This is a genomic window from Kitasatospora sp. NPDC001309 (assembly GCF_042896295.1).
Lineage (GTDB): Bacteria > Actinomycetota > Actinomycetes > Streptomycetales > Streptomycetaceae > Kitasatospora.
Genome location: NZ_JBIAXC010000065.1, coordinates 1 through 23465, shown reverse-complemented (window position 1 = coordinate 23465; position 23465 = coordinate 1). Strand labels below are relative to the sequence as shown.

Sequence of the window (23465 nt, the reverse complement as noted above, 5' to 3'; positions counted from 1 at the left end):
TTCACATTTCCGACGCTTCTCGTAAGCTGGGCCGATGCTCGATGTCCGACGTCTGCGCCTGCTGCGCGAACTCGCCCACCTCGGCACCATCGCGGCCGTCGCCGAGGCCCTGTCGTTCAGCGCCTCGGCGGTGTCCCAGCAGCTGTCCGTCCTGGAGAAGGAGGCCGGCGTCCCGCTGCTGGAGCGCACCGGGCGGCGGGTCACCCTCACCCCGGCCGGGCGGGGCCTGGTCCGCCACGCCGAGTCCGTCCTGGCCCTGCTGGAACAGGCGGACGCCGAACTCGCCCACGCCAAAAGGGGGTTGGCCGGTCCGCTGCGGATCGGCACCTACCCCTCGGCGGCCCGCGCGATCATCCCGGCGGTGCTCGCCGGGCTGGCCTCCTGGCACCCGGGGCTGGAGCCGATGGTCACCGAGGTGGACCCGGCGGCCGTCGGCGCGGCGCTGCGCGCGGGCGAGCTGGACGTGGCGCTGGTGCACGAGTACGACCTCGTCCCGGCCGACCCGGAACCGGGCCTGGCCGTGACCCGCCCGGTCTTCACCGAGCCGATGTACCTGGCCGCCCGCGCCCCGGCGGTGCTCGCCGAGCAGCGCGGCGCGCCGTGGATCACCTCCCCGCCGGGCACGCTCTGCCACACCATGGCCGTCCGTGCCTGCGAGGCGGCGGGCTTCGCGCCCCGGATCCGGCACCAGATCGACGACTTCACCACGGTGCTCTCACTCGTCGCCGCGGGCCAGGGGGTGGCGCTGGTCCCCCACCTGGGCACCGCCCAGCCCCCGCCCGGCGTGGTCCTCACCCGGCTGCCGATGTACCGCCGCACCCGCGCCGCCTTCCGGGCCGGCGCGGGCTCCCACCCGGCGATCTCGGCCTTCGTCTCGGCGCTCCACACGGCCGTCCCGCCGGGGCTGGGCAGCGGGGGCTGACGAACGCCCCGCCACCCTTCCCCCGGTCAGACCACCAGGCAGCTCGGCCCGAGCAGCTGCTTCAAGTCCCCGAACAGCGCCGGGTCGGACTTCACCCGGTGCCGGTCCAGCCGCAGCACCGTGGTCTTGGTGCGCCCCTCCAGCCGCACCCGCACCTCGGTCGTGCCCTTGTGGTGGGTCAGCACCTCGCTGAGCCGGGCGACCAGCGGCGGGGTGACCTTCCCGGACGGGATGTTGATGACGATCGGCGCCTCGGCGTGGGCGTTGGAGAGGTCCGGGGCGGACAGCTCCATGCCCATCAGCCGCGGCACGTCCTCCCGCTTGTCCAGCTTGCCGCGCACGAACACCACGGCGTCCTCGACGAGTTGGGAGGAGACCAGCTGGTAGCTCGCCGGGAAGAACATGCAGTCGATCGAGCCCGCCAGGTCCTCGACGGTGGCGATCGCCCAGGCGTTGCCCTGCTTGGTCATCTTCCGCTGGAGGCCCGAGATGATGCCGCCGATGGTGACGATCGTCCCGTCCGGGCGCTCCGCGAGGTCCGCGACCGCGCAGTCCGCCTTGTCGGCGAGCACGTGCTCGATGCCGTGCAGCGGGTGCGAGGAGACGTACAGGCCGAGCATCTCCCGCTCCTGGGTGAGCAGGAAGGACTTCTCCCACTCCTCCTCGGAGAACACGACGTCCAGTCCGAAGCTCGGCTCGTCCGAGGCGGTGTCGCCGCCGAAGAGGTCGAACTGCCCCTCGGCCTCCTTGCGCTTCACCCCGACGACGTTGTCGATCATCGGCTCGAACTGCGCGCTCAGGCCCTTGCGGGTGTGCCCGAGCGAGTCGAAGGAGCCGGCCTTGATCAGCGATTCGACGGTCCGCTTGTTGCAGACCACCGACTCCACCTTCTCCAGGAAGTCCGGGAAGGAGGCGAACTTCCCCTTCGCCTTCCGGGTGCGGATCATCGACTCGACCACCGGCCCGCCGACGTTGCGGATCGCGGTCAGGCCGAACCGGACGGTCTCGCTGCCGTGCGGCGTGAAGTCCGAGTCCGACTCGTTGACGTCCGGCGGCAGCACCTGGATGCCCATCTTGCGGCACTCGTTGAGGTAGACCGCCGACTTGTCCTTGTCGTCCTTGACGGAGGTGAGCAGCCCGGACATGTACTCGGCCGGGTAGTTGGCCTTGAGGTACGCCGTCCAGTACGAGACCAGCCCGTACCCGGCGGTGTGCGCTTTGTTGAACGCGTAGCCGGAGAAGGGGACGAGGACGTCCCACACCGCCTGGATGGCCGCGTCGGAGTAGCCGCGCTCGCGGCAGCCCTTCTGGAAGGGGACGAACTCCGCCTCCAGGATCTCCTTCTTCTTCTTGCCCATCGCACGGCGCAGCAGGTCGGCCTGGCCGAGCGAGTAGCCGGCCAGGATCTGCGCGGCCTTCTGCACCTGCTCCTGGTAGACGATCAGGCCGTAGGTGGGCCGGAGCACCTCCTCCAGGGGCTCCTCCAGCTCCGGATGGATCGGGGTGATCTCCTGCTGCCCGTTCTTGCGCAGCGCGTAGTTGGTGTGGGAGTTGACGCCCATCGGGCCCGGCCGGTACAGCGCGAGGACGGCGGAGATGTCCTCGAAGTTGTCGGGCTTCATCAGGCGCAGCAGCGAGCGCATCGGCCCGCCGTCGAGCTGGAAGACGCCGAGGGTGTCGCCACGGGAGAGCAGTTCGTAGGTCGGCTTGTCGTCGAGGGGCAGATCAAGCAGGTTGATCTTGACGCCCTTGTTCTTCTCGATCGCCTTGACGGCGTCGTCCATGATCGTCAGGTTGCGCAGGCCGAGGAAGTCCATCTTGAGGAGGCCGAGGCCCTCGCAAGTGGGGTAGTCGAACTGCGTGATGGTGACGCCGTCGGTGTGCCGGGTCCAGACCGGGATGTGGTCGGTCAGCGGCTCCGCGGACATGATGACGCCGGCCGCGTGCACGCCGGGCTGGCGGATCAGGCCCTCGATGCCGCGCGCGGTGTCGATGACCTTCCGGACGTCCGGGTCGTTCTCGTACAGCCCGCGGATCTCGCCCGCCTCGCCGTAGCGGGGGTGGCTGCTGTCCGTGATGCCGGAGAGCGGGATGCCCTTGCCCATGACGTCCGGCGGCATCGCCTTGGTGATCCGGTCGCCCATCGCGTACGGGTAGCCGAGGACCCGGGAGGAGTCCTTGATGGCGGCCTTCGCCTTGATGGTGCCGTACGTGACGATCATGGCGACCTTGTCGGCCCCCCATTTCTCCGTCACGTACCGGATCACGTCACCGCGCCGGCGCTCGTCGAAGTCGATGTCGACGTCGGGCATGGAGATGCGCTCGGGGTTGAGGAAGCGCTCGAAGATCAGGCCGTGCGGGATCGGGTCGAGGTCGGTGATGCCCATCGCGTAGGCGACCAGCGAACCGGCCGCCGAACCGCGGCCCGGGCCCACCGCGATGCCCTGGCCCTTGGCCCACATGATGAAGTCGGCGACCACGAGGAAGTACGCCGGGAACCCCATCTGGATGATGGTGTCCATCTCGTACTCGGCGAGCTTCTTGTGCTCCTCGTCGTACCCGTTCGGGAAGCGCCAGTCCATGCCCTCCCAGACCTGGGACTTGAAGAAGTCCGCCTCGGACTCGAAGCCCTCCGGGATCGGGAACCGGGGCATCAGGTTCCGGAACTTGAACATGCCCTCGGTGTCGACCCGGGAGGCGACCAGCAGCTGGCTGTTGCGGCAGCCCTCCTGCCAGGCGTCCGAGGAGTCCAGCGCGTACATCTCGGCGGCGGACTTGATGTAGTAGCCGGTGCCGTCGAAGCGGAAGCGGTCCGGGTCCGAGAGGTTCTTGCCGGTCTGCACGCAGAGCAGCAGGTCGTGGGCGCCGGCGTCGGCCTCGGTGGTGTAGTGCGAGTCGTTGGTGACCACCGGCGGGATGTTCAGCTTCTTGCTGATCTCCAGCAGCCCGTCGCGGACCCGCTTCTCGATGTCCAGGCCGTGGTCCATCAGCTCCAGGAAGTAGTTCTCCTTGCCGAAGATGTCCTGGTAGTCGGCCGCGGACTTCACCGCCTCGTCGAACTGGCCCAGCCGCAGCCGGGTCTGCACCTCGCCGGAAGGGCAGCCGGTGGTGGCCATCAGGCCGCCGGACAGCTCGGAGATCAGCTCCTTGTCCATCCGCGGCCACTTCACCAGCCAGCCCTCGGAGTAGGAGCGCGAGGTCAGCTTGAAGAGGTTGTGCAGGCCCTCCTTGTTCCGGGCCCAGATGGTCTTGTGGGTGTACGCGCCGGACGCGGAGACGTCGTCCCGCTTCTGGTGCGGCTGGCCCCACAGGATGCGCTTGGTGTTGGAGCGGGACTCGGGGGCGACGTACGCCTCGATGCCGATCACCGGCGTGATCCCGGCCTCGGTCGCCTGCCGGTGGAACTCGGCGGCGCCGTACATGTTGCCGTGGTCGGTCATCGCGACGTGGGACTGCCCCAGCCGCTCGACCTCCTTGAACATCTGCTTCAACCGGGCGGCACCGTCCAGCATCGAGTACTCGGTGTGGACGTGCAGATGCGCGAACGGCTGATCGCTCAAGGCGGGGCCTCCGGAGGCTCTGGTGCTGATCTGGCGGGCCGGCGAACGCGCAGGTCACAGGGGGAGAAAGCCCTGGAAATGGAGGTGGCCCGGAACGCCTCTCGGGGTCCGGACCGTCACTCACGCGTTCACGCGTCCACTCTAGCCCGCCCGGCCCTCCGCGAGACGTCGCCCCGCGGCCGCCCGGACCTCCCCCTCCTCCATCGGATCGTCGCGCAGGTAGCGCAACCGGGCTCCCACCTCGGGCCGTTCCGGAGCGTGGGCGATCCCCGACAGCCGGGCACCGGATTCGCAGTCCCAGAGCGACTCGGTGAACGCCTCGTCCATCCCCGCCGACCCCAGCGCCGCCAGGGCTTCCAGGTACGCGGCCCGCTCGTACGAGTGCGGGGTGTACAGCCAGAACCGCCGCAGCAACGACACCGCCCCGCCCGCCCCCGGCCCGAACCTCGCCAGCCCGCGCGCCAGACCATCCGGCCCGCACCAGACCCCGTCCACCCAGTGCCGCTCCAGCTCGGCGAGCAGGAGCGGCACATCGCCCTCGTCGCCGTGGGCGGCCAGCACCTCCGTCCCCAGTCCGGCGAGCCACTCCCGGTCCGAGGCCGCCCACTCCCGGGCGGCCGGCACGGCCCGCTCGGCCAGCGGCTCCAGCGCCCGGTGCAGGTACGGCAGCTGCCGGGTGCCGTCGGCGGCGCCCAGCCCGGGCACCAGCTCGATCAGCGCGGGTTCCGGCGGGCGGCGCGACAGCGCGCGGAGCGCGGTCACCTTGACGCCCTCGCTCACCGCCGGGTCGCGCAGCTGGTCCAGCAGGCTCGCGCTGTCCCGGTCGGGGCAGGGGTCCGGCGGCCGCTGCCGAGGCCGCGGAGCCGGGCCCTCCTCCTCCGGGACGTACCCCGGCAGCGCCGCCCGGGCCTGCTCGGAGCCGCCGAGCACCAGCAGCTCCAGCACGCCGGTCGCCCGGTCCCGGGTCTCCTCGTCCCCAGCGGCCAGCAGCTCGACCACCGGGCCGAGCGGCAGTTCCAGGTCCCGGATCAGCCGCGCCAGGTACAGGTCCCGGTCGTCGGCCCCCGCGTCCCAGCGCCACTCCCAGCGGACGCAGCCGTACACCAGCTCGGCGGCGGCCGCCGGGTCCTCCGCCGCCATCCGCGCCCCCAGGCCCCGCCCGCGCTGCAACAACCCCGGCAGCGTCCCCGCCGGCGCGTACTCGTATCTCCGCTCTGCCACGAACCCATCGTCCCGCAGGCCGCCGTCACCACGCCCCGCCGCCCCCGCTCCCGCAGGGCCGGCGTGAACGGACCCGCACCCGGCGCCCGTTGAAACGGACACGGGGACGGCTTTCCCACCGGAGCGGGCGCAACGTTTCGACCCTCCCACCGCATCAGAGTGGTGGGAGGGTCACGGGGAGGGAAAGGTCGCGCCCGCCGGGTGCATTGATTCGAGTACGCAGCAAAGAATTCCCCCACATTCATGGAGTTCGTACACGATCCCCTCTCCCTGAGCCCCACTCCCCATCTGTTGCAAGGCCGTGACAGTCCCGGCCGAAAATTCGTTCGCCCAGCGAGGAACGACGGTTAGCATTCCGGAATGGAATCGAAACTCCCGCCGATACGAAATTCCGCCGACAGCGACGACGCCCGGCCGGCCCGCAGGTCGCCGGTCCGGCTGGCCCGTCTCGGTGCGACCTTCGTGGGTGTGAGCGTCGTGTCCGGCGTGCTGCTGGCGGGCCTGGTGCTGCCGGTCGCCGGGGGCCTCGGGCTGACCGCGAAGAGCACCGCGGAAGGCTTCGACGACATTTCCGACGACTTCAAGACCCCGCCGCTCACCCAGGCCACCCAGGTCTTCGACGCCAAGGGCGGCCTGATCGCCAAGGTCTACGAGCGCGACCGCACCGTCCTGCCCGCCGACCAGATGTCGCCGTACATGCGGCACGCCCAGGTGGACATCGAGGACGCCCGCTTCTACGAGCACGGCGCCGTCGACCTCAAGGGCGTCCTGCGCGCGCTCGGCAAGAACGCGGAAAAGGGCACCGCCGCCGAGGGCGCCTCCACCCTCACCCAGCAGTACGTGAAGAACGTCAACGTGGAGAACGCCGGCGACGACAAGGACGCCGTCAAGGAGGCGCAGCGCAAGACCCTGGGCCGCAAGATCCAGGAACTCAAGATCGCGATCAAGCTGGACGAGGAACTGCCGAAGGACCAGATCCTCACCAACTACCTCAACATCACCTTCTACGGGAACGGCGCCTACGGCGTGGAGGCCGCCTCCCAGCGCTACTTCAGCAAGAGCAACAAGGACCTGACCGTCGCCGAGGCCGCCACCCTCGCCGGCCTGGTGCAGAACCCCTCCCAGTACGACCCGAAGCTGCACCCGGTGGCCGCGCAGAAGCGCCGGGACACCGTGATCGACAAGATGCTGGAGAACAAGCACATCACCGCCGACCAGGCGAAGGAGGCGAAGGCGGCCCCGCTGGGCCTCAAGTACAAGGACCCGCAGAACGGCTGCATCACCGCCAAGGCCGGCATGGGCTTCTTCTGCGACTACGTCCGCCACGTGGTCAAGCAGGACCCGGCCTTCGGCAAGACCGCCGAGGACCGGAAGAAGTTCTGGGACAAGGGCGGCCTGAACATCTACACCACGCTGGACCCGGACAAGCAGGCCGCCGCCCAGAACGCGGTGAGCAGCAACGTGAAGGTCACCGACACCGTCTCCGCCGCCGCCACCATGGTCGAGCCCGGGACGGGCAAGATCGTGGCGATGGCCCAGACCCGCCCGTACGGCCTGGCGACCGAGAAGAACCAGACCGTCGTCAACCTCAACGTCGACTTCGCGATGGGCGGCGGCAACGGCTTCCAGCCCGGCTCCACGTTCAAGCCGATCGTCGCGGCCGCGGCCCTGGAGGCGGGCCTGCCGCCGACCCAGGAGTACTCGGCGCCGAACAAGCTCGAGTACCCGACGATGAAGACCTGCGAGGGGACGTGGCGCAACGACGGCCGTCCCAAGACGGTGGTGCCCAACGAGTCCGCGAACGAGAAGGGCCCGTACCAGCTCAAGATGGCGATGGCCCTCTCGGTCAACACCTACTTCGTGCAGATGGAGCAGGACATCGGCCTCTGCGCGGTCAAGCAGATGGCCAACAAGTTCGGCATCACCGCCAAGGCCAGCGGCAAGCCGCTGGAGGAGGTCCCGGCGATGGCCCTGGGCGTCGAGGAGATGAGCCCGCTGACCATGGCGAACGTCTACGCGACCTTCGCCGCCCAGGGCACCCACTGCGACCCGGTCGCCATCACCAGGATCACCACGGTGGAGGGCAAGGACGTCCCCGCCCCGCCCGGCCACTGCGAGAAGGTGTTCTCCGACTCGACGGCCCGGGCGATGAACACCGTCCTGAACGGGGTGACCGAGAACAAGGGCACCGGCGCCGCGCTCAACCTGAAGGACGGCCGGCAGATCGCGGGAAAGACGGGCACCTCGGACCACAAGAAGGCCGCCTGGTTCAACGGCTACACCCCGCAGTTGGCCACCGCGGTCTGGCTGGGCGGCCCGGCCGGCGGCGTCGAGATGCGCAACATCACCATCAACGGCGACTACCACACCGAGGTGTTCGGCGCCGACGGCCCGGGCCCGATCTGGCGGGACGCCATGAACGACGCCCTGCGCGGCACCCCCAAGCAGTCCCTCCCGATGGCCGACATCCCCGACCCGGCCCCGCCGAAGCCCGACCCGAGCAGCTCCGGGACGGGCACGACCCCGCCGTCCGGCCCCGCGTCCGGCTCCCGGACCGGCGCCCCCTCCGACGACGACTGACCACTCACCGCGCCCCCCACCCCGGCGGCCCCTCGCACCCCGAGGGGCCGCCGGCCCGACCGGCCGCCGCCCAACTCCCGCTCTCAGTCCCCCCGGTAGTACGCCTCGATCGGCACCCGCGCCTCCGCGAACAGCGCCGGCCCCTCCTGCGCCACCACCGGCCAGGCCCCCGATGCCGGATTGAGCGCGACCAACTGCTCGGTCGTGAGCGCGTACACGACCCGCCCGATCCCCGACCGGACCAGCGCCCCCGCGCACATCCCGCACGGCTGGCAGCTGGTGTACAGGGTGGCGCGGGCGGCCGCCTCCCCGTCCAGCTCCCGGGCCGCCCACCGGGCGAGCTTCAACTCCGGGTGCGCCGTGATGTCGTCGTCCCGCCGGACGGTGTTGTGCGCCTCGGCGAGCACCGTCCCGTCCGGCCCGGCCAGCAGCGAGCCGTACGGGGCGTCGCCCAACTCCACGGCCCGGGCCGCGATGTCGATCGCGCGCCGCAGCAGCGCCTCGTCGGCAGTCGTGATCACGCCGTCCTCCTCCATTCCTCGGCCACGGCCGTCAGGGCGCGCCACGCCGTCTCGGGGTGGCGGGTCTGCTCCGGGTCCGCATGGTACGGGTCCAACACCACGTCCTCCGCGCCGAGTTGGCGCAGTTCCCGCAGGTCGTCGACGACCTGCGCCAGGCTGCCGACCCCGGCGGGCCGGTCCGGGTCGTCGAGCGGCCCGTCGGTCAGCCGCAGCGCGATCCGCGGGGCGAAGCCCGGCAGCTCGTGGCGGGCCACCACCTCCCGCATCCGGGCCATCGGCAGCCGCAGCGGGTGCCAGGCGTCGCCGAACCCGACGACCCGTCGGATCGCCGCCTCGCTGTGCCCGCCGACCCAGACCGGGACGGCGGCGCCCTCCCCCTGCTCCGCCCAGGACTCCCGCACCGCCCGCAGGTACTCGTCCGTGAGCCGCCCCCGCGCCCCGAACGGCACCCCGAGCGCCTCGAACTCCTGCCGTGCCCAGCCGACTCCGACGCCGAGCACGAAGCGCCCGCCGCTGAGCCGGTGCAGGCTGGCGGCCATCCGGGCCACCAGCAGCGGGTGCCGGTACGGCATCACCAGGACGGTGGTGCCCAGCCGCATCCGCCCGTCGCTCACCCCTGCCAGCCAGGACAGGGTGGCGAAGGGGTCGTAGAAGGGCTCCGGGTAGCGTTCGGCCACGTCCGCCGTCACGGCGACGTGGTCGGACACCATCAGCAGGTCGAACCCGAGCCCCTCCACCACCCGCGCCCAGTCGCGCAGCATGCCGGGGTCGGTCCCCGGCCCGAAGTTCGGTACGTTGACGCCTAGTTGCATGCCATGAGGCTATTCCCGGCCGTATCCGGCAGGGAACCCAATGATCACGGCAGAACCCGCCTCCGGCCGCGAATCCCCCGGTAGAATCGCGAAATGGCCGTGAACCTCGACGAAACCGACTGGGCGATCATCGACCAGCTCCAGCAGGAGGCCCGGATCTCGCTCAGCGAGCTGGGCCGCCGGGTCAACCTCAGCCCGTCGGCCACCACCGAGCGGGTGCGGAACCTGGAGTCGCTGGGCGTGATCACCGGCTACCACGCCACCGTCGACCTCTCCAAGGTCGGCTACCCGGTGCTCGCCGTGGTCCGCCTCAAGTACCCGGGCAACCGCCACCAGCCGCTGCACCACCTGCTCTCGGTGCGCCGCGAGATCCTGGAGTGCCTGCGCACCACCGGCGACGACTGCTACACCCTCAAGGTGGCCGCGACCTCCATGGAACACCTGGAGACCCTGATCGACTCGCTGGCCGGCTTCGGCTCCACCACGACCAGCGTCGTCTACAGCCAGACCCTCCCCCGCCGCGGCCCGGTCCGCCCCTGACCGCACCCACTCCGACCGCACCCGGACGGCCACCGGAGCACAGGCGCCGGACCACAGGCACCCGGACCACGGCCACCCGGCCCACCGCGACCGGCGCTACGCCTCCAGGTCCGCCAGGAAGTCCAGCGCCGCCGCCCAGGCCCGCTCGGCCGCCTCCGCGTCGTAGTCGTCCAGGTCCGGGTCGGTGAACTGGTGCCCGGCGCCCTGGTAGCGGTGCACCTCGACCTCCGCACCCGCCCGCAGCATCCGCAGGTACCAGGCGTTCAGCCAGTCCTCCGGCTCGAACGGGTCCGGCTCCGCCATGTGCAACTGGACGGGGACGGAGGTCACCGCGTCCTCGCGCAGGTCCGAGGTGCCGTGCAGGAGCAGCAGCCCGCGCGCCTTCTCGTCCGCCAGCGCCAGGTTCTGCGCGATCGCGCCGCCGAGCGCGATCCCGGCGTACACCAGTCCGCCCTCGGAGAGCGGGGCGGAGGCGACGACCGCGCGCCGGAGCAGCTCGTCGCCGCCGCCGATCTCCTCCTGGTACGCCTGGGAGGCCTCGTTGTCGTCGAAGGTGCGCCCTTCGAACAGGTCCGGCGTGTGCACGGTGTGCCCGGCGGCGCGCAGCCGGTCGGCGGCGGCCCGTACGGCCGGGCTCAGGCCGTGGGCGGAGTGGAAGAGGACGATCTGGGCCACGGTTCGGGTCCTTCGACGAACGAGTGCGGGGATACCCACCCATGATCCCGCACCCGGCGGCGAACCCCCCACCCCAGGCCCGTCGGCCCCGCCGGGTGCGGGGCGACCGACCCGGCCCGACGGTCCGGGAGGCACTCCCGGGGGCACCCGATCCTCGGGAGGAAGCTTTGCAACAACATTCCATCCCGATGGTATGTATGGGCTGTCGCGACGAGGGAGGGCAGTGGCATGGCACAGCAGGAACGGGCGCGCCGCACCAGGGAGAAGGTCCTGACGGCGGCAGCCGAGATCTTCGCCGCCCAGGGCTACGAGAGCACCACGCTGAACACCGTGGCCGACCGCATCGGCATGACCAAGGGCGCGCTCTATGGCCACTTCCCCTCGAAGGCCTCGCTGGCCCGGGCCCTGATCCAGGAGTCCCGGAGCACCTGGGCGAGCCTGCGGACCGAGTACGACACCCCGGGCACCGACCCCGCCGCGGCCCTCGAAGGCGTGATGGTCGCCCTGGCCGACCGGCTGCGCTCCGACCTGCGGCTGCGCGCCGCGCTCCGGCTCGCCGCGGACTGCCCGGACCTGGCGAACTCCCCCGACGACGTCCTCGCCGAGATGCACGTCTCGCTGACCGACCTGGTCCGCCGGGCCCAGCGCGACAGCGGCTTCCCCACCCACTGCGCGTCCCTGGTGGCCGAGTTGCTGCTGACCGTGATCCGCGGACTGCTGAACACCCGTACGGGGGGCGCCGAAGGAGGCGCGGACAGCACCCGCGCCCCGGGCGGGGACCCGCTGTGGCGCCTCCTCTTCGACGCCCTGTCCGGCACCCCGTCCCCCGCCGGCGGCCCCTGCCCCGCCCTCCCCTGACCCCGACGCCCCGCTACGACACCACGTCCTTGCGGGCGAACCCCCGGAACGCCAACGCCAGCAGCACCACCGCGTACGACAGGGACAACGACACCCCCTGCACCATGCCGCCCCACTCCAACTGCGGCTGGAGGGCGTCCGCCCAGGCGTACTGCCAGTGCGCCGGCAGCCACTCCCGCAGGTCGCCCAGGGCCGTGACGGCGTCCAGCACCCCGGTGATGATCGACAGGAACACCGCCCCGCCGACCGCCCCCAGCGGCGCGTCCGTCGCCGTCGACAGCCAGAACGCCAGCGCCGCGATCACCAGCTCGCTCAGGAACACGAACGCCACCGCGATGGCGATCCGGGGCAGCGCCTCCCCGGCCGGCAGGCTGGCCCCGGCGGGCAGCTTGAGGTCCCCCCACCCGTACGCCACCGTGCCCACGACCAGTCCGATCGCGGGCAGCATGACGATCGCGACCGCCGAGAACGCCAGCCCGACCGCGAACTTGCGCACCAGCAGCCGCGCCCGCGGCACCGGCGCCGCCAGCAGGTAGCGCAGCGAGGACCAGCTGGCCTCGGAGGCCACGGTGTCCCCGCAGAACAGCGCGACGGGGATCACCAGCATGAAGCCGGTGCCGACGAACAGCATGGTGACGGCGAAGTTGGCGCCCGAGGCGGTCGCCAGGTCGATGAAGGTGGTCCGGTCGGGGCGCCCGGGGGTGCCGCCGAGCTGGAACGCCGCCAGGATGACGAACGGCATCGCCGCCAGCACCCCGCCGATCACCATCGTGCGGCGCCGCCGCAGCTGCCGCACCGCCTCGACCCGCAGCGGCAGGGTCCGGCTCGCCCGGTACCCCTGCGCGTGGTCCGTCGCGGCGGCACCGTCCCCGGACGGGACCCGATCCCTCGTACCGGCGCTCACGCCGCACCTCCGATCAACGACAGGAACGCGTCCTCCAGGCGCCGCTGCGGTCCGGCGCTCTCCACCGGGACCCCCAGCCGCACCAGCTCCGCCAGCAGCTCGCTCGCCGCGAGTCCGTCCAGCCGGACCAGCAGCCCGCCGTCGACGGCCTCCACCGAGCCGACCCCGGCCAGCGCGCCGGCCTTCTCGACCACCGACTCCGGGTCGAAGCCCGCAGCCACGCCGATCATCAGCAGCTCACCCGCGCCGACGATCTCGCCGACCGGCCCGGCCGTGACCAGCCGCCCGCGGTCCATCACCACCAGGTCGGTGCAGCTCTGCTCGACCTCGGCCAGCAGGTGGCTGGACACGATGACGGTCCGGCCGGCGGCCGCGTACCGGATCATCACCTCGCGCATCTCGCGGATCTGCGGCGGGTCCAGCCCGTTGGTCGGCTCGTCCAGGATCAGCAGGTCCGGCATCCCGAGCATCGCCTGCGCGATGGCGAGCCGCTGGCGCATGCCCTGGGAGTACGTCCGCACCGCGCGGTCCAGCGCCTCGCCGAGCCCGGCGATGGCCAGCGCCTCGTCGAAGCGGGCGTCGGCCTCCGGGCGACCGGTGGCCTGCCAGTACAGCCGCAGGTTGGCCCGCCCGGTGAGGTGCGGGAGGAAGCCGGCGCCCTCCACGAAGGCGCCGACCCGCGAGAGCACCGGCGCCCCGGGGCGGATCAGGTGCCCGAAGACCCGGATCTCCCCGGCGTCGGGCCGGATCAGTCCCATCAGCATGCGCAGCGTGGTGGTCTTGCCGGCCCCGTTCGGGCCGAGCAGGCCGAGCACCTGGCCCCGCTCCACCCGGAAGCCCAACTCCCGTACCGCGTAACGGTCCTGGGAGCCCTTGTAGCGCTTGCTCAGTCCACTGATGCGCAGCGGCACCCCGGCCAGCTCCGGATCGAACTCCGGCCCCGACGGCCCCGACGACCCCGACCGCCCCGACGACCCACCGGCCACCGTGCGCCGACGCCGCCGCACCAGCGGCAGCAGCACCAGCCCGGCGGCCACCACCACGGCGGCCACCGGCAGCATCCAGGTCCGCGCGGGCAGCGGCGCCGCCTCGGTGACCAGCTCCTCGACGGTCGGCGCGGCGAGCGCCCCGGCCACCGCCACCCGGTAGGTGGCCGGCTCGGCCGGCGAGGCGTACGCCAGGTCGGTGGACGCCAGCACCAGCCGCAGCCGGTGCCCGGCCGGGAAGTCGTGGTCCACCGCGGGCAACTGGACGGTCACCGTCCTCCCGCCGTCCGCGTCCGCGCCGGTCACCCGCAGCGGGGCCGCCAACTGCTGCGGCAGCACCGCCTTGCCGTCCGGCCCGACGTCGTACAGCTTGGCGAACAGCACCGCGTCCGGCCGGTCGGCCTTCACCCGCACCGGTACGGTCGGCTGCCCGGTCAGGTGCAGCGACTTCTCCAGCGGCGCGGATTCGAAGGCGGCGTTCTGCCCGGGGAAGTCGAGCGAGAGCCCGGCCCCGAGCGAGGCCGCCTGGCTCAGCGCGCCGATCCCCGGCAGGGTCGAGATCCCCGGCGGCGCCCCGCCGGGCGGATTGGCGACGGGCTTCTCCCCGCCGGTCAGCTCGACGGACCGGGTGCCCGTCCCGCCGAGCCCGGGGTACCGGTCGGCGTCGGCGCCGCGCAGCACGGCCTGGAAGCCGGTCGAGTCGACGCCGCCGGTCCTGGTCACCCGGAACTGCGGCCCGGTGTCGTTGCCGCGCCCCTTCAGGTAGTGGTCGAACCAGGCGGTGACCCGGTCGTCCACCCGGGCGCTGGTGTCCGTCCCGCCGTCGTGCCCGCCCGCGAACCAGTCCACCGAGACGGGCGCGCCGTTGGCCGCGACCGCCCGGGCGATCCGGTCGCCCTGGTCGAGCGGGAACAGCGAGTCCTGCTGGCCCTGTACCACCAGGGTGGGGGCCTTGAGCTGCGCCGCCACCGAGGACGGGCTGGACCTGTCCAGCAGCGCGACGGCCTCCGGGTCGGCGTGCCCGGCGGTCGCCACCCGGTCGTACATCTGGCAGAGCGCGTCCAGGAACCGCCCGCAGCCGACCTGCCCGTCCGCCGCCGCGTCCGCCGCAGCCCCGCTCCCGCTCCCGGCGGTGCCCGCGTTCCCGGCCCCGCTCCCGGCAGTGGCCCCACTGCGCGGCGCACCGCCCGAGGGCCCGAGGTCCCCGGCCGAGCCGGTGGTGAAGAAGATCCCGGCCCACAGCTTCTTGAACACGCCGTCCGCCGCACCCGAGCCCTGCACCCCCTGGGGGAACAGCGCGTCGGCCAGGTTCCACCAGGTGATCTGGGTGGCCACCGCGTCGATCCGGTGGTCGTAGGCCGAGGCCAGCAGCGAGATTGCCCCGCCGTACGAGGCCCCGGTGATCCCGACCCGGGGGTCGCCGGGCCCGTCCAGCTGCACCTCGGGCCGCTGGGCGAGCCAGTCCACCAGGTGCTTGACGTCCTCGACCTCCCGGTCGGGCGCGTTCAGCCCGATCTTCCCGCCGGAGTGCCCGAAGCCGCGCGCGGACCAGGTCAGCACCGCGTAGCCCTGCCGGGCCAGCTGCTGGGCGCGGTCCCGTTCGCCCTCCTTGGAGCCGCCGAAGCCGTGCGCGAGCAGGACGGCGGGGCGCGGGGAGGTGCCGGTGGTGAAGAAGGAGGTGTCCACCTGGACCTGCTGGGTGCTGCCGGGCGTCTCCGGCATGCTGAGGAAACGATCCTCTTGACGGACCGACTGCTCGCCGCCGGACGCCACCGCCGCCGTGCCCACCCCGGCGACCGCCACCAGGGCCACCGCCCCGGCGAGCAGCTTGCGCCGCACCGACGTTCCCCGTCCGCGCCATCGACGCCATGCCCCACCGAGCTCCATGGGGGCTGATCGTATCCGCCGCCGGGGTAGGCGTCCGATAAAGCCGCCACCCCTTTTCGTCCGGTTCCGCCCGTTGAAGGCCGGTATCGTACGGCTCACCCGCCTCTCCCCCACCGAGAAGGTCCCCCGTGCTCTGGCCGCTGATCACCCTGCTCGCCACCGTCGCCGCCACCCTCGCGGTGGGCTGGACCGTCGACCAGGCCCTCCAGCGGATCAGCGCCGGCCACCCGGAGGCCCCGGTCTGGGCACTGCTCCGCCGCTGCCGGATCCCGCTCCAACTCGCCGTCGTCTCAGCCCTGTTGCTCGCCGCCAACCCGCTGAAACGGACCTTCCACCTGACCGAGGACGAGGGCGCCCACCACCTGCTCCTGCTGCTCCTGATGGCCTCCCTCGGCTGGCTCACCGTCCGCGTGGCGGCCGCCGTCCTGGAGGCGCTGCTCCGCCGGTACGAGTCGGTCTCCGACGACCCGGCCCGGGTGCAGCGGGTGCGCACCCAGGTCGGCATGCTGCGCCGGGTGGTCAGCGCGGTGATCGTCGTGGTCACCCTCGCCGTGATGCTGCTGACCTTCTCCGCGATGCGCACCGTCGGCGCCAGCCTGCTCGCCTCGGCCGGCCTGATCGGCATCGTGGCCGGCATCGCCGCCCAGAGCACCCTGGGCAACTTCTTCGCCGGCCTGCAGATCGCCTTCGGCGACACCGTCCGGATCGGCGACACCGTGGTGGTGGACGGCCAGCAGGGCACCGTCGAGGAGATCACCCTCTCCTACCTGGTGGTCCGGCTCTGGGACTACCGCCGACTGGTCGTCCCGGTCTCCTACTTCGTCAACAGGCCCTTCGAGAACTGGACCCGCCGCGACCCCGGCCTGCTCGCCGCCGTCCTGCTCCACCTCGACCACACCACCCGGGTCGACGAGCTCCGCACCACCCTGCACACCCTGCTGGAGCGGCACCCCCGCTGGGACGGCGAGGAGTGGGCCCTCGACGTCACCGACACCACCCCCAGCACCATCCTCGTCCGCGCCACCATGACCGCCCGCACCCCCGACGACGCCGCCCGACTCCGCTTCGACATCCGCGAGCAACTCATCGCCCACCTGCGTGACGAACACCCCCACGCCCTCCCCCGCCTGCGCACCACCCCCGACTGACCCGCGCGCCCGCCCCCACCCGCACGAAAAATCCCCACGCCCCGAAGAGGGGGCGCGGGGATCTGCGCGAACCGCCACCAGGGCCCGTCCGACGGACGCGCCGCTAGATCACCTTCGTCATGGTCCGGTGCGGGATCCCGGCGTCCTCGTACACCGGCCCCTCCGCCGCGTACCCCAGCCGCTCGTAGAACCCGAGCGCCTGCACCTGCGCGTGCAGCTCGACCTCGACGGCCCCGCGCTCGCGCCCGGCCGCCTCGATCGCCCGGACGAGGTCCGCCCCGAGCCCCGTCCCCCGGGCCGCCGCCACCACCGCGAGCCGCCCGAGCAGCACCCGGCCCTCGACACCCCCGGTCAGCTCCAGCGCCTCGTCACCGAAGATCAGCCGCCCGGTCCCGAGCCCGGCCCCGTCCGCGCCCACGGCCAGCACGTGCACCGAGGTCGCGTCGTACGCGTCGTACTCCAGCTCCTCCGGCACGTTCTGCTCGACCACGAACACCTCGCGCCGGATGGCCCGGACCAGCTCCAGGTCCGCCTCGCCCTCGGCGACCCGGACCCGCACCGAGACGGTCATCTCAGCTCTCCGCCGCGATGATGTCCAGCGCCTTCTGCAGGTCGGCCGGGTACTCGCTGCTGAACTCGACCCACTGCCCGTCCGACGGGTGCTCGAAGCCGAGCGAGACGGCGTGCAGCCACTGCCGGGTCAGCCCCAGCCGCTTGGCCAGCGTCGGGTCGGCGCCGTACGTCAGGTCGCCGACGCAGGGGTGGCGCAGCGCCGACATGTGGACGCGGATCTGGTGGGTGCGGCCGGTCTCCAGCTTGATCGCCATCAGGGAGGCCGCCCGGTACGCCTCGATCAGGTCGTAGTGGGTGACGGACGGCTTGCCGTCGCGGGTCACCGCCCACTTCCAGTCCGAGCTGGGGTGGCGCCCGATCGGCGCGTCGACGGTGCCGCTCAGCGGGTCCGGGTGGCCCTGGACCAGCGTGTGGTAGCGCTTGTCGGTGATCCGGTCGTGGAACTGCCGCTTGAGGTCGGTGTAGGCCCGCTCGGACTTGGCGACGACCATCAGGCCCGAGGTGCCGACGTCCAGCCGGTGCACGATGCCCTGGCGCTCGGCGGCGCCGGAGGTGGAGATCCGGTAGCCGGCCGCGGCGAGTCCGCCGATGACGGTGGGGCCGGTCCAGCCGGGGCTCGGGTGCGCGGCGACGCCGACCGGCTTGTCGATCAGCACGATGTCGTCGTCGTCGTGGACGATCCGCATGCCCTCGACCGCCTCGGCCACGATCTGCACCGGGGCGGCGGGGGCGGGGATCTCGACCTCCAGCCAGGAACCGGCGGTCACCCGGTCCGACTTGCCGGCCACGGCGCCGTCGAGCGTCACCTTGCCGTCGGCGGCCAGTTCGGCGGCCTTGGTCCGGGAGAAGCCGAACATCCGGGCGAGGGCGGCGTCGAGGCGCTCGCCCTCCAGGCCGTCGGGAACGGGGAGGCTGCGGATCTGCGCTGCGGTACTCACCCGTACGAGTATGCCGGAAACCCGCCGCGCCCCTTCCCCCTCGCTGCTCCGGCCGGCGGCCTGAGGGCTACTTCCCGCTCTTCTCCGGCTGCTGGTGGACGGTCCCGTCCGGGTTGCTGCCGCGGAAGGAGAGCAGCACCACGAGGATGCCGCCGCAGACGATCGCCGAGTCGGCGAGGTTGAAGACCGCGAAGTGCTGGACCGAGATGAAGTCCACGACGTGGCCGCGGAAGACGCCCGGCGCGCGGAACAGCCGGTCGGTGAGGTTGCCGAGCGCGCCGCCGAGCAGCATCCCGAGCGCGATCGCCCACGGGAGGCTGTACAGCCGGCGGGCGATCCGCCAGATCACCACGATGACGGCGGAGGCGATCATGGTGAAGACCACGGTCAGCGCCTGGCCCATGCCGAAGGCGGCGCCGGAGTTGCGGATCACCTGGAGGGTGACGACGTCGCCGATCACCTTGATCCCCGCGTGGTTCTCCAGCTTGGCGACGACCAGCAGCTTGCTGGCCAGGTCGATCAGGAACGCCAGGACGGCGACGACCAGCAGCACCCCGACCCGGCGCGGGCCCTTGGGCTTCTCCACCGCCGTGGCACCGGCGGCGACCGCACCGTCCGCCGCGGGGACGGACTCGTCGCCCGCGGGAGCCGCCCCGCCGTCCGCGGGCCCGGTGGACTCGGCCACGGCCACCTCCACGCCATCGGCGGGGTTCGGGACGGCGTCGTCCCGGGTCTGGGGGGAACCTTGCGTACTGATGATCCGCTCCGCTGCCGATGTGAGCCCATGAGGGCCTGAACGCGTCCGTACCGACGGGTCAGGCGAGGTTACGGGGTCGAGCGTACGGCAAGCCCGACCCCCCGCGTCGCCCCGGTCGCCCGGCCCGCCGGTCCGGTCGGCGGGCTTCCTCAGCGGCGTTCCTGCTTGGCCTTGCACTGCACGCAGAGCGTCGCCCGGGGGAAGGCCTGCATCCGGGCCTTGCCGATGGCCTGCCCGCAGGACTCGCAGGTGCCGAAGCCGACGCCCTCCAGCCGCTCCAGCGCGCGCTCGGTCTGGGCGAGGCTGTCCCGCGCGTTGTTGGCGAGCGCCAGCTCGCTCTCCCGCGAGATGTTCTTCGTACCGGCGTCCACCTGGTCGTCGCCGGCTCCGTCGTTGGAGTCGCGCATCAGCCCGGAGATCGCCGCCTCGGCGGCGTCGATCTCGCCGCGCAGCCGCTCCAGGTCGCTGATCAGCTCGTCGTGCAGCTCGTGGACCTCCTCGGAGGTCCAGGGGTCCTCGCCCGGCCGGACGGGCAGCGTGGCCGGGTCGACCGACTCCGCGCCGCGCGGCACGGTGACGGTGTCGGTGCTGGTCTTCTGAGGTGCGGTAGTGGTCACGGTCCCCTCCCCTGGATCGGCCGCCACGGCCTTGCGTGCCCGCTTGGTGGCGGTACCCGCGCCGGTTGCCTTCTCAGCCATGGCTTCGACCCCATCTACGAACGAACCGAGCCGCCGGTTCCCGGCGGCCTCCAGTGCCGGAACGATAATCCCGATCAAAACCGGTCACAACATGACATACCGGCGCCTCAGGATGATCCCACCCAGGCAGCCGCCCCAGCCGCCACGCCCCGCGCGCTGACAGACTTGTGCCCACCCCACCCCCGCCTAACCGCCCCCGCCGACCGGCCCGGACGGGCCCGGACGGGCCCGGACGGGCCCCCGCAACCCACTCCCCCGAATCCCTTTGGACAAACCGTCTCACCCGGCCGATACACTGGCCCTGCAAGGCGCAGATGGGACGAGTACCGACGTACGCAGCCACCAGCGACCCGGGGACGGTGCGAGCCCGGGGGTGTGCACGGCGGGAAGATCACCCCGGAGCCGCCGGAAGAACGGCCGCCACCACGGCGGCCCACTAGACCCGGCAGCAACCCAAACAAGAGGGCCGCACCGCACCACCGCGGCCAAGGAGGGTGGTACCGCGGGTCGGCGAAGGCCGTCTCGTCCCTCCGGAGGATTCAGTCCCAGCATCCGCCGGAGGTAGACACCCGCGATGAACACCTACAACCCCGTCCCCGCCCAGGTCGATCTCCCCGCCCTCGAACACCGGATCCTCTCGTTCTGGCAGGACAACAAGGTCTTCCAGCGCAGCCTGGAGCAGTCCGAGGGCCGCCCCGAGTGGGTGTTCTACGAGGGTCCGCCGACCGCCAACGGCATGCCCGGGGCCCACCACATCGAGGCCCGCGTCTTCAAGGACGTCTTCCCCCGGTACCGGACCATGAAGGGCTACCACGTCGCCCGCAAGGCCGGCTGGGACTGCCACGGCCTCCCGGTCGAGCTGGCCGTCGAGAAGGAGCTCGGCTTCTCCGGCAAGCAGGACATCGAGGCCTACGGCATCGCCGAGTTCAACGCCAAGTGCCGCGACTCGGTGACCCGCCACACCGACGCCTTCGCCGAGCTGACCACCCGCATGGGGTACTGGGTCGACCTCGACGAGGCCTACCGGACGATGGACCCCTCCTACGTCCAGTCCGTCTGGTGGTCGCTCCAGCAGATCTTCGACAAGGGCCTGCTGGTCCAGGACCACCGGGTCGCCCCCTGGTGCCCGCGCTGCGGCACCGGCCTGTCCGACCACGAGCTGGCCCAGGGCTACGAGACCGTGGTCGACCCCTCGGTGTTCGTCCGCTTCCCGCTGACCAGCGGCCCGCTGGCCGGCCGGGCCGCTCTGCTGGTCTGGACCACCACCCCGTGGACCCTGGTCTCCAACACCGCCGCCGCCGTCCACCCGGAGGTCACCTACGTGGTGGCCACCGACGGCACCGAGCAGCTGGTCGTCGCCGAGCCGCTGCTCGCCAAGGCCCTCGGCGAGGGCTGGGAGGCCACCGGCGAGTCCTTCACCGGTGCCGAGATGGAGCGCTGGGCCTACCGCCGCCCCTTCGACCTGGTCGAGATCGAGGACGCCCACTACGTCCTCAACGCCGACTACGTCACCACCGAGGACGGCACCGGCATCGTCCACCAGTCCCCCGCCTTCGGCGCGGACGACCTCGCGACCTGCCGCAAGTACGGCCTGCCGGTGGTCAACCCGGTGCTGGCCGACGGCACCTTCTCCCCCGAGGTCCCGCTGGTCGGCGGCCAGTTCTTCAAGAAGGCCGACGAGGCCCTGGTCGCGGACCTCAAGGAGCGCGGCCTGCTCTTCCGCCACCTGCCGTACGAGCACAGCTACCCGCACTGCTGGCGCTGCCACACCGCACTGCTCTACTACGCGCAGCCGTCCTGGTACATCCGGACCACCGCCGTCAAGGACGCGCTGATCCGCGAGAACGAGGCCACCAACTGGTTCCCGGAGACGGTCAAGCACGGCCGCTTCGGCGACTGGCTGAACAACAACATCGACTGGGCGCTCAGCCGCAACCGCTACTGGGGCACCCCGCTGCCGATCTGGCGCTGCGAGGAGAACCACCTCACCTGCGTCGGCTCGCTGGCCGAACTGTCCGAGCTCACCGGCACCGACCAGAGCGGCCTCGACCCGCACCGCCCGTACATCGACGCGGTCACCTTCGCCTGCCGCGACTGCGGCGGCACCGCCACCCGCGTGCCCGAGGTCATCGACGCCTGGTACGACTCGGGCTCGATGCCCTTCGCCCAGTACGGCTACCCGTACCAGAACAAGGAGCTGTTCGAGAAGCGCTACCCGGCGCAGTTCATCTCCGAGGCGATCGACCAGACCCGCGGCTGGTTCTACACGCTGATGGCCGTCGGCACCCTGGTGTTCGACAGGAACAGCTACGAGAACGTCGTCTGCCTGGGCCACATCCTGGCCGAGGACGGCCGCAAGATGTCCAAGCACCTGGGCAACATCCTGCAGCCGATCCCGCTGATGGACCAGCACGGCGCCGACGCGGTCCGCTGGTTCATGGCGGCCGGCGGCTCGCCCTGGTCGGCCCGCCGGGTCGGCCACGGCACCATCCAGGAGGTGGTCCGCAAGACCCTCCTCACCTACTGGAACACCGTCGCCTTCCAGGCCCTGTACGCCCGCACCTCGAACTGGGCGCCGTCCGCGGCCGACCCGGCCCCGGCCGACCGCCCGCAGCTGGACCGCTGGGTGCTCTCCGAGCTGAACACCCTGGTCCGCGAGGTCGACGCGGCCTTCGAGGCCTACGACACCCAGCGCGCCGGCAAGCTGCTCTCCGGCTTCGTCGACGACCTCTCCAACTGGTACGTCCGCCGCGGCCGCCGCCGCTTCTGGCAGGGCGACGCCGCCGCGCTCGCCACCCTGCACGAGGCGCTGGAAACCGTCACCCGCCTGATGGCCCCGCTCACCCCGTTCATCACCGAGCAGGTCTGGCAGGACCTCGTCGTCCCCACCGACCCCCAGGCCCCGGCCTCCGTCCACCTGGCCACCTGGCCCGAGGCCGACGAGACCCTGATCGACACCGACCTCTCCCGCCACATGGCCCTGGTCCGCCGCCTGGTCGAACTCGGCCGGGCCACCCGCGCCGAGTCCGGCGTGAAGACCCGTCAGCCGCTCTCCCGCGCGCTGATCGCCGCCCAGGGCTGGGAGGAGCTGCCCGCCGACCTGCGCGCGCAGATCGCCGAGGAGCTCAACGTCGCCACCCTCGAATCCCTCGCCGAGGTCGGCAGCTCGCTCGTCGACACCACCGCCAAGGCCAACTTCCGCGCCCTCGGCAAGCGTTTCGGCAAGGGCGTGCAGGACGTCGCCAAGGCGGTCGCCGCCACCGACGCCGCCCGCCTCGCCGCCGAACTGCGCGCCACCGGCGAGACCGGCGTCGACCTGAACGGTGAACCGATCACCCTCTCCCCCGACGAGGTCATCATCACCGAAACCCCCCGCGAGGGCTGGGCCGTCGCCAACGAGTCCGGCGCCACCGTCGCCCTCGACCTGGCCATCACCCCCGAACTCAAGCGCCTCGGCATCGCCCGCGACGCCATCCGCCAGATCCAGGAAGCCCGCAAGAACTCCGGCCTCGACGTCGCCGACCGCATCGTCCTCCGCTGGCGCGCCACCTCCGAGGAGACCGCCGAGGCCATCGCCGAACACGGCCCCCTCGTCGCCGAAGAGGTCCTCGCCACCGACTTCGCCGCCGGCGCAGCCGACTGGACCTCCGACACCTTCACCGACGACTCCCTCGGCCTCGCCTTCCAACTCCGCAAGGCCTGACCACCCCACCGAAGCCGCCGCCACCCCACCCGGGCCGCGGCGGCTTCGCCATACCCCCACCCACCAACCCACCTCCCCACCCACCTCCCCCCTCACCCGCCCAAGGCGAGAGGGACGCGCTGCGGGAGGGGGCGGTGGAGGGGGTGGGTGCGGAGAGCGGCGTAACGGGTGATTTTCAGACC

The 23465-nt window shown here is 72.1% G+C and carries 17 protein-coding genes; 6 read left to right on the top strand and 11 right to left on the bottom strand.

Annotated elements, in window-relative coordinates; translation table 11 throughout:
• Positions 1-34: 34 nt before the first annotated feature.
• Positions 35-922, top strand: coding sequence for a LysR family transcriptional regulator (locus tag ACFY2K_RS39555; protein ID WP_380528292.1), 888 nt, complete (start codon positions 35-37; stop codon positions 920-922).
• A gap of 26 nt (positions 923-948) precedes the next feature.
• Here the strand turns inward: ACFY2K_RS39555 and dnaE are convergent, their stop codons facing one another.
• Entirely contained in the window at positions 949-4482 is a 3534-nt protein-coding gene (gene dnaE, locus ACFY2K_RS39550; RefSeq protein WP_380528290.1) for a DNA polymerase III subunit alpha, read from the bottom strand.
• A gap of 141 nt (positions 4483-4623) precedes the next feature.
• Positions 4624-5703 (bottom strand): hypothetical protein, encoded by a 1080-nt coding sequence (locus ACFY2K_RS39545; protein WP_380644175.1) that lies wholly within the window; start codon positions 5701-5703, stop codon positions 4624-4626.
• Between the two features lie 360 nt (positions 5704-6063).
• Here ACFY2K_RS39545 and ACFY2K_RS39540 point away from each other — a divergent pair, with 360 nt between their 5' ends.
• A complete protein-coding gene (locus tag ACFY2K_RS39540; RefSeq protein WP_375896183.1) occupies positions 6064-8283 on the top strand; it encodes a transglycosylase domain-containing protein in 2220 nt (739 codons plus the stop codon).
• Between the two features lie 83 nt (positions 8284-8366).
• Here ACFY2K_RS39540 and ACFY2K_RS39535 read toward each other — a convergent pair whose 3' ends face one another.
• Entirely contained in the window at positions 8367-8804 is a 438-nt protein-coding gene (locus tag ACFY2K_RS39535; RefSeq protein WP_380593565.1) for a nucleoside deaminase, read from the bottom strand.
• Positions 8801-9616, bottom strand: coding sequence for an LLM class flavin-dependent oxidoreductase (locus tag ACFY2K_RS39530; RefSeq protein ID WP_380644177.1), 816 nt, complete (start codon positions 9614-9616; stop codon positions 8801-8803). Before ACFY2K_RS39530 ends, ACFY2K_RS39535 begins: the two co-directional genes overlap by 4 nt.
• 93 nt (positions 9617-9709) lie before the next feature.
• Here ACFY2K_RS39530 and ACFY2K_RS39525 point away from each other — a divergent pair, with 93 nt between their 5' ends.
• A complete protein-coding gene (locus ACFY2K_RS39525) occupies positions 9710-10156 on the top strand; it encodes an Lrp/AsnC family transcriptional regulator (RefSeq protein WP_380528280.1) in 447 nt (148 codons plus the stop codon).
• Between the two features lie 96 nt (positions 10157-10252).
• Here ACFY2K_RS39525 and ACFY2K_RS39520 read toward each other — a convergent pair whose 3' ends face one another.
• Positions 10253-10831 (bottom strand): dienelactone hydrolase family protein, encoded by a 579-nt coding sequence (locus ACFY2K_RS39520; protein ID WP_380528278.1) that lies wholly within the window; start codon positions 10829-10831, stop codon positions 10253-10255.
• A gap of 228 nt (positions 10832-11059) precedes the next feature.
• On the opposite strand from ACFY2K_RS39520, the gene ACFY2K_RS39515 reads away from it, so the two are divergent.
• Positions 11060-11689 carry a TetR family transcriptional regulator gene (locus ACFY2K_RS39515; protein ID WP_380528276.1) on the top strand — a complete coding sequence of 210 codons (630 nt, stop codon included), beginning with the start codon at positions 11060-11062 and terminating at the stop codon, positions 11687-11689.
• Between the two features lie 13 nt (positions 11690-11702).
• On the opposite strand, the gene ACFY2K_RS39510 is transcribed toward ACFY2K_RS39515, so the two are convergent.
• Both ACFY2K_RS39510 and ACFY2K_RS39505 read right to left on the bottom strand, forming a co-directional pair.
• Positions 11703-12593, bottom strand: a complete 891-nt coding sequence (locus tag ACFY2K_RS39510) for an ABC transporter permease (protein ID WP_375896166.1) — start codon at positions 12591-12593, stop codon at positions 11703-11705.
• The gene (locus ACFY2K_RS39505; protein ID WP_380644179.1) at positions 12590-15466 is read right to left on the bottom strand and encodes an alpha/beta fold hydrolase; all 2877 of its coding nucleotides are present in this window, start codon (positions 15464-15466) and stop codon (positions 12590-12592) included. The genes ACFY2K_RS39510 and ACFY2K_RS39505 overlap by 4 nt, the downstream gene beginning before the upstream one ends.
• Positions 15467-15594: 128 nt before the next feature.
• On the opposite strand from ACFY2K_RS39505, the gene ACFY2K_RS39500 reads away from it, so the two are divergent.
• Positions 15595-16614: a mechanosensitive ion channel family protein gene (locus ACFY2K_RS39500; RefSeq protein WP_380528270.1), complete on the top strand. Its 1020-nt coding sequence runs from the start codon at positions 15595-15597 to the stop codon at positions 16612-16614.
• Positions 16615-16717: 103 nt separating this feature from the next.
• Here ACFY2K_RS39500 and ACFY2K_RS39495 read toward each other — a convergent pair whose 3' ends face one another.
• From ACFY2K_RS39495 to ACFY2K_RS39480, 4 genes are all read right to left on the bottom strand, one after another.
• Complete coding sequence (locus ACFY2K_RS39495; protein ID WP_380407565.1) at positions 16718-17185, bottom strand: GNAT family N-acetyltransferase; 468 nt, start codon at positions 17183-17185, stop codon at positions 16718-16720.
• Between the two features lies 1 nt (position 17186).
• Complete coding sequence (locus ACFY2K_RS39490) at positions 17187-18125, bottom strand: RluA family pseudouridine synthase (RefSeq protein WP_375896158.1); 939 nt, start codon at positions 18123-18125, stop codon at positions 17187-17189.
• Positions 18126-18192: 67 nt separating this feature from the next.
• Positions 18193-18885 (bottom strand): signal peptidase II, encoded by a 693-nt coding sequence (lspA, locus tag ACFY2K_RS39485; RefSeq protein WP_375896204.1) that lies wholly within the window; start codon positions 18883-18885, stop codon positions 18193-18195.
• Between the two features lie 146 nt (positions 18886-19031).
• A complete protein-coding gene (locus ACFY2K_RS39480; RefSeq protein ID WP_375896157.1) occupies positions 19032-19499 on the bottom strand; it encodes a TraR/DksA family transcriptional regulator in 468 nt (155 codons plus the stop codon).
• Positions 19500-20154: 655 nt separating this feature from the next.
• Between ACFY2K_RS39480 and ileS the strand changes: the two genes are divergently transcribed.
• The gene (gene ileS, locus ACFY2K_RS39475; protein WP_380528267.1) at positions 20155-23283 is read left to right on the top strand and encodes an isoleucine--tRNA ligase; all 3129 of its coding nucleotides are present in this window, start codon (positions 20155-20157) and stop codon (positions 23281-23283) included.
• The last annotated feature ends 182 nt before the right edge of the window (positions 23284-23465 follow it).

What these genes read in the sequence shown, in the direction of transcription:
- ACFY2K_RS39555 (WP_380528292.1), top strand. Translation starts at nt 35, where the DNA reads ATGCTCGATGTCCGACGTCTGCGCCTGCTGCGCGAACTCGCCCACCTC.
- ACFY2K_RS39540 (WP_375896183.1), top strand. Translation starts at nt 6,064, where the DNA reads ATGGAATCGAAACTCCCGCCGATACGAAATTCCGCCGACAGCGACGAC.
- ACFY2K_RS39530 (WP_380644177.1), bottom strand. Translation starts at nt 9,616, where the DNA reads ATGCAACTAGGCGTCAACGTACCGAACTTCGGGCCGGGGACCGACCCC.
- ACFY2K_RS39525 (WP_380528280.1), top strand. Translation starts at nt 9,710, where the DNA reads ATGGCCGTGAACCTCGACGAAACCGACTGGGCGATCATCGACCAGCTC.
- ACFY2K_RS39515 (WP_380528276.1), top strand. Translation starts at nt 11,060, where the DNA reads ATGGCACAGCAGGAACGGGCGCGCCGCACCAGGGAGAAGGTCCTGACG.
- ACFY2K_RS39505 (WP_380644179.1), bottom strand. Translation starts at nt 15,466, where the DNA reads ATGGAGCTCGGTGGGGCATGGCGTCGATGGCGCGGACGGGGAACGTCG.
- ACFY2K_RS39495 (WP_380407565.1), bottom strand. Translation starts at nt 17,185, where the DNA reads ATGACCGTCTCGGTGCGGGTCCGGGTCGCCGAGGGCGAGGCGGACCTG.
- ileS (WP_380528267.1), top strand. Translation starts at nt 20,155, where the DNA reads ATGAACACCTACAACCCCGTCCCCGCCCAGGTCGATCTCCCCGCCCTC.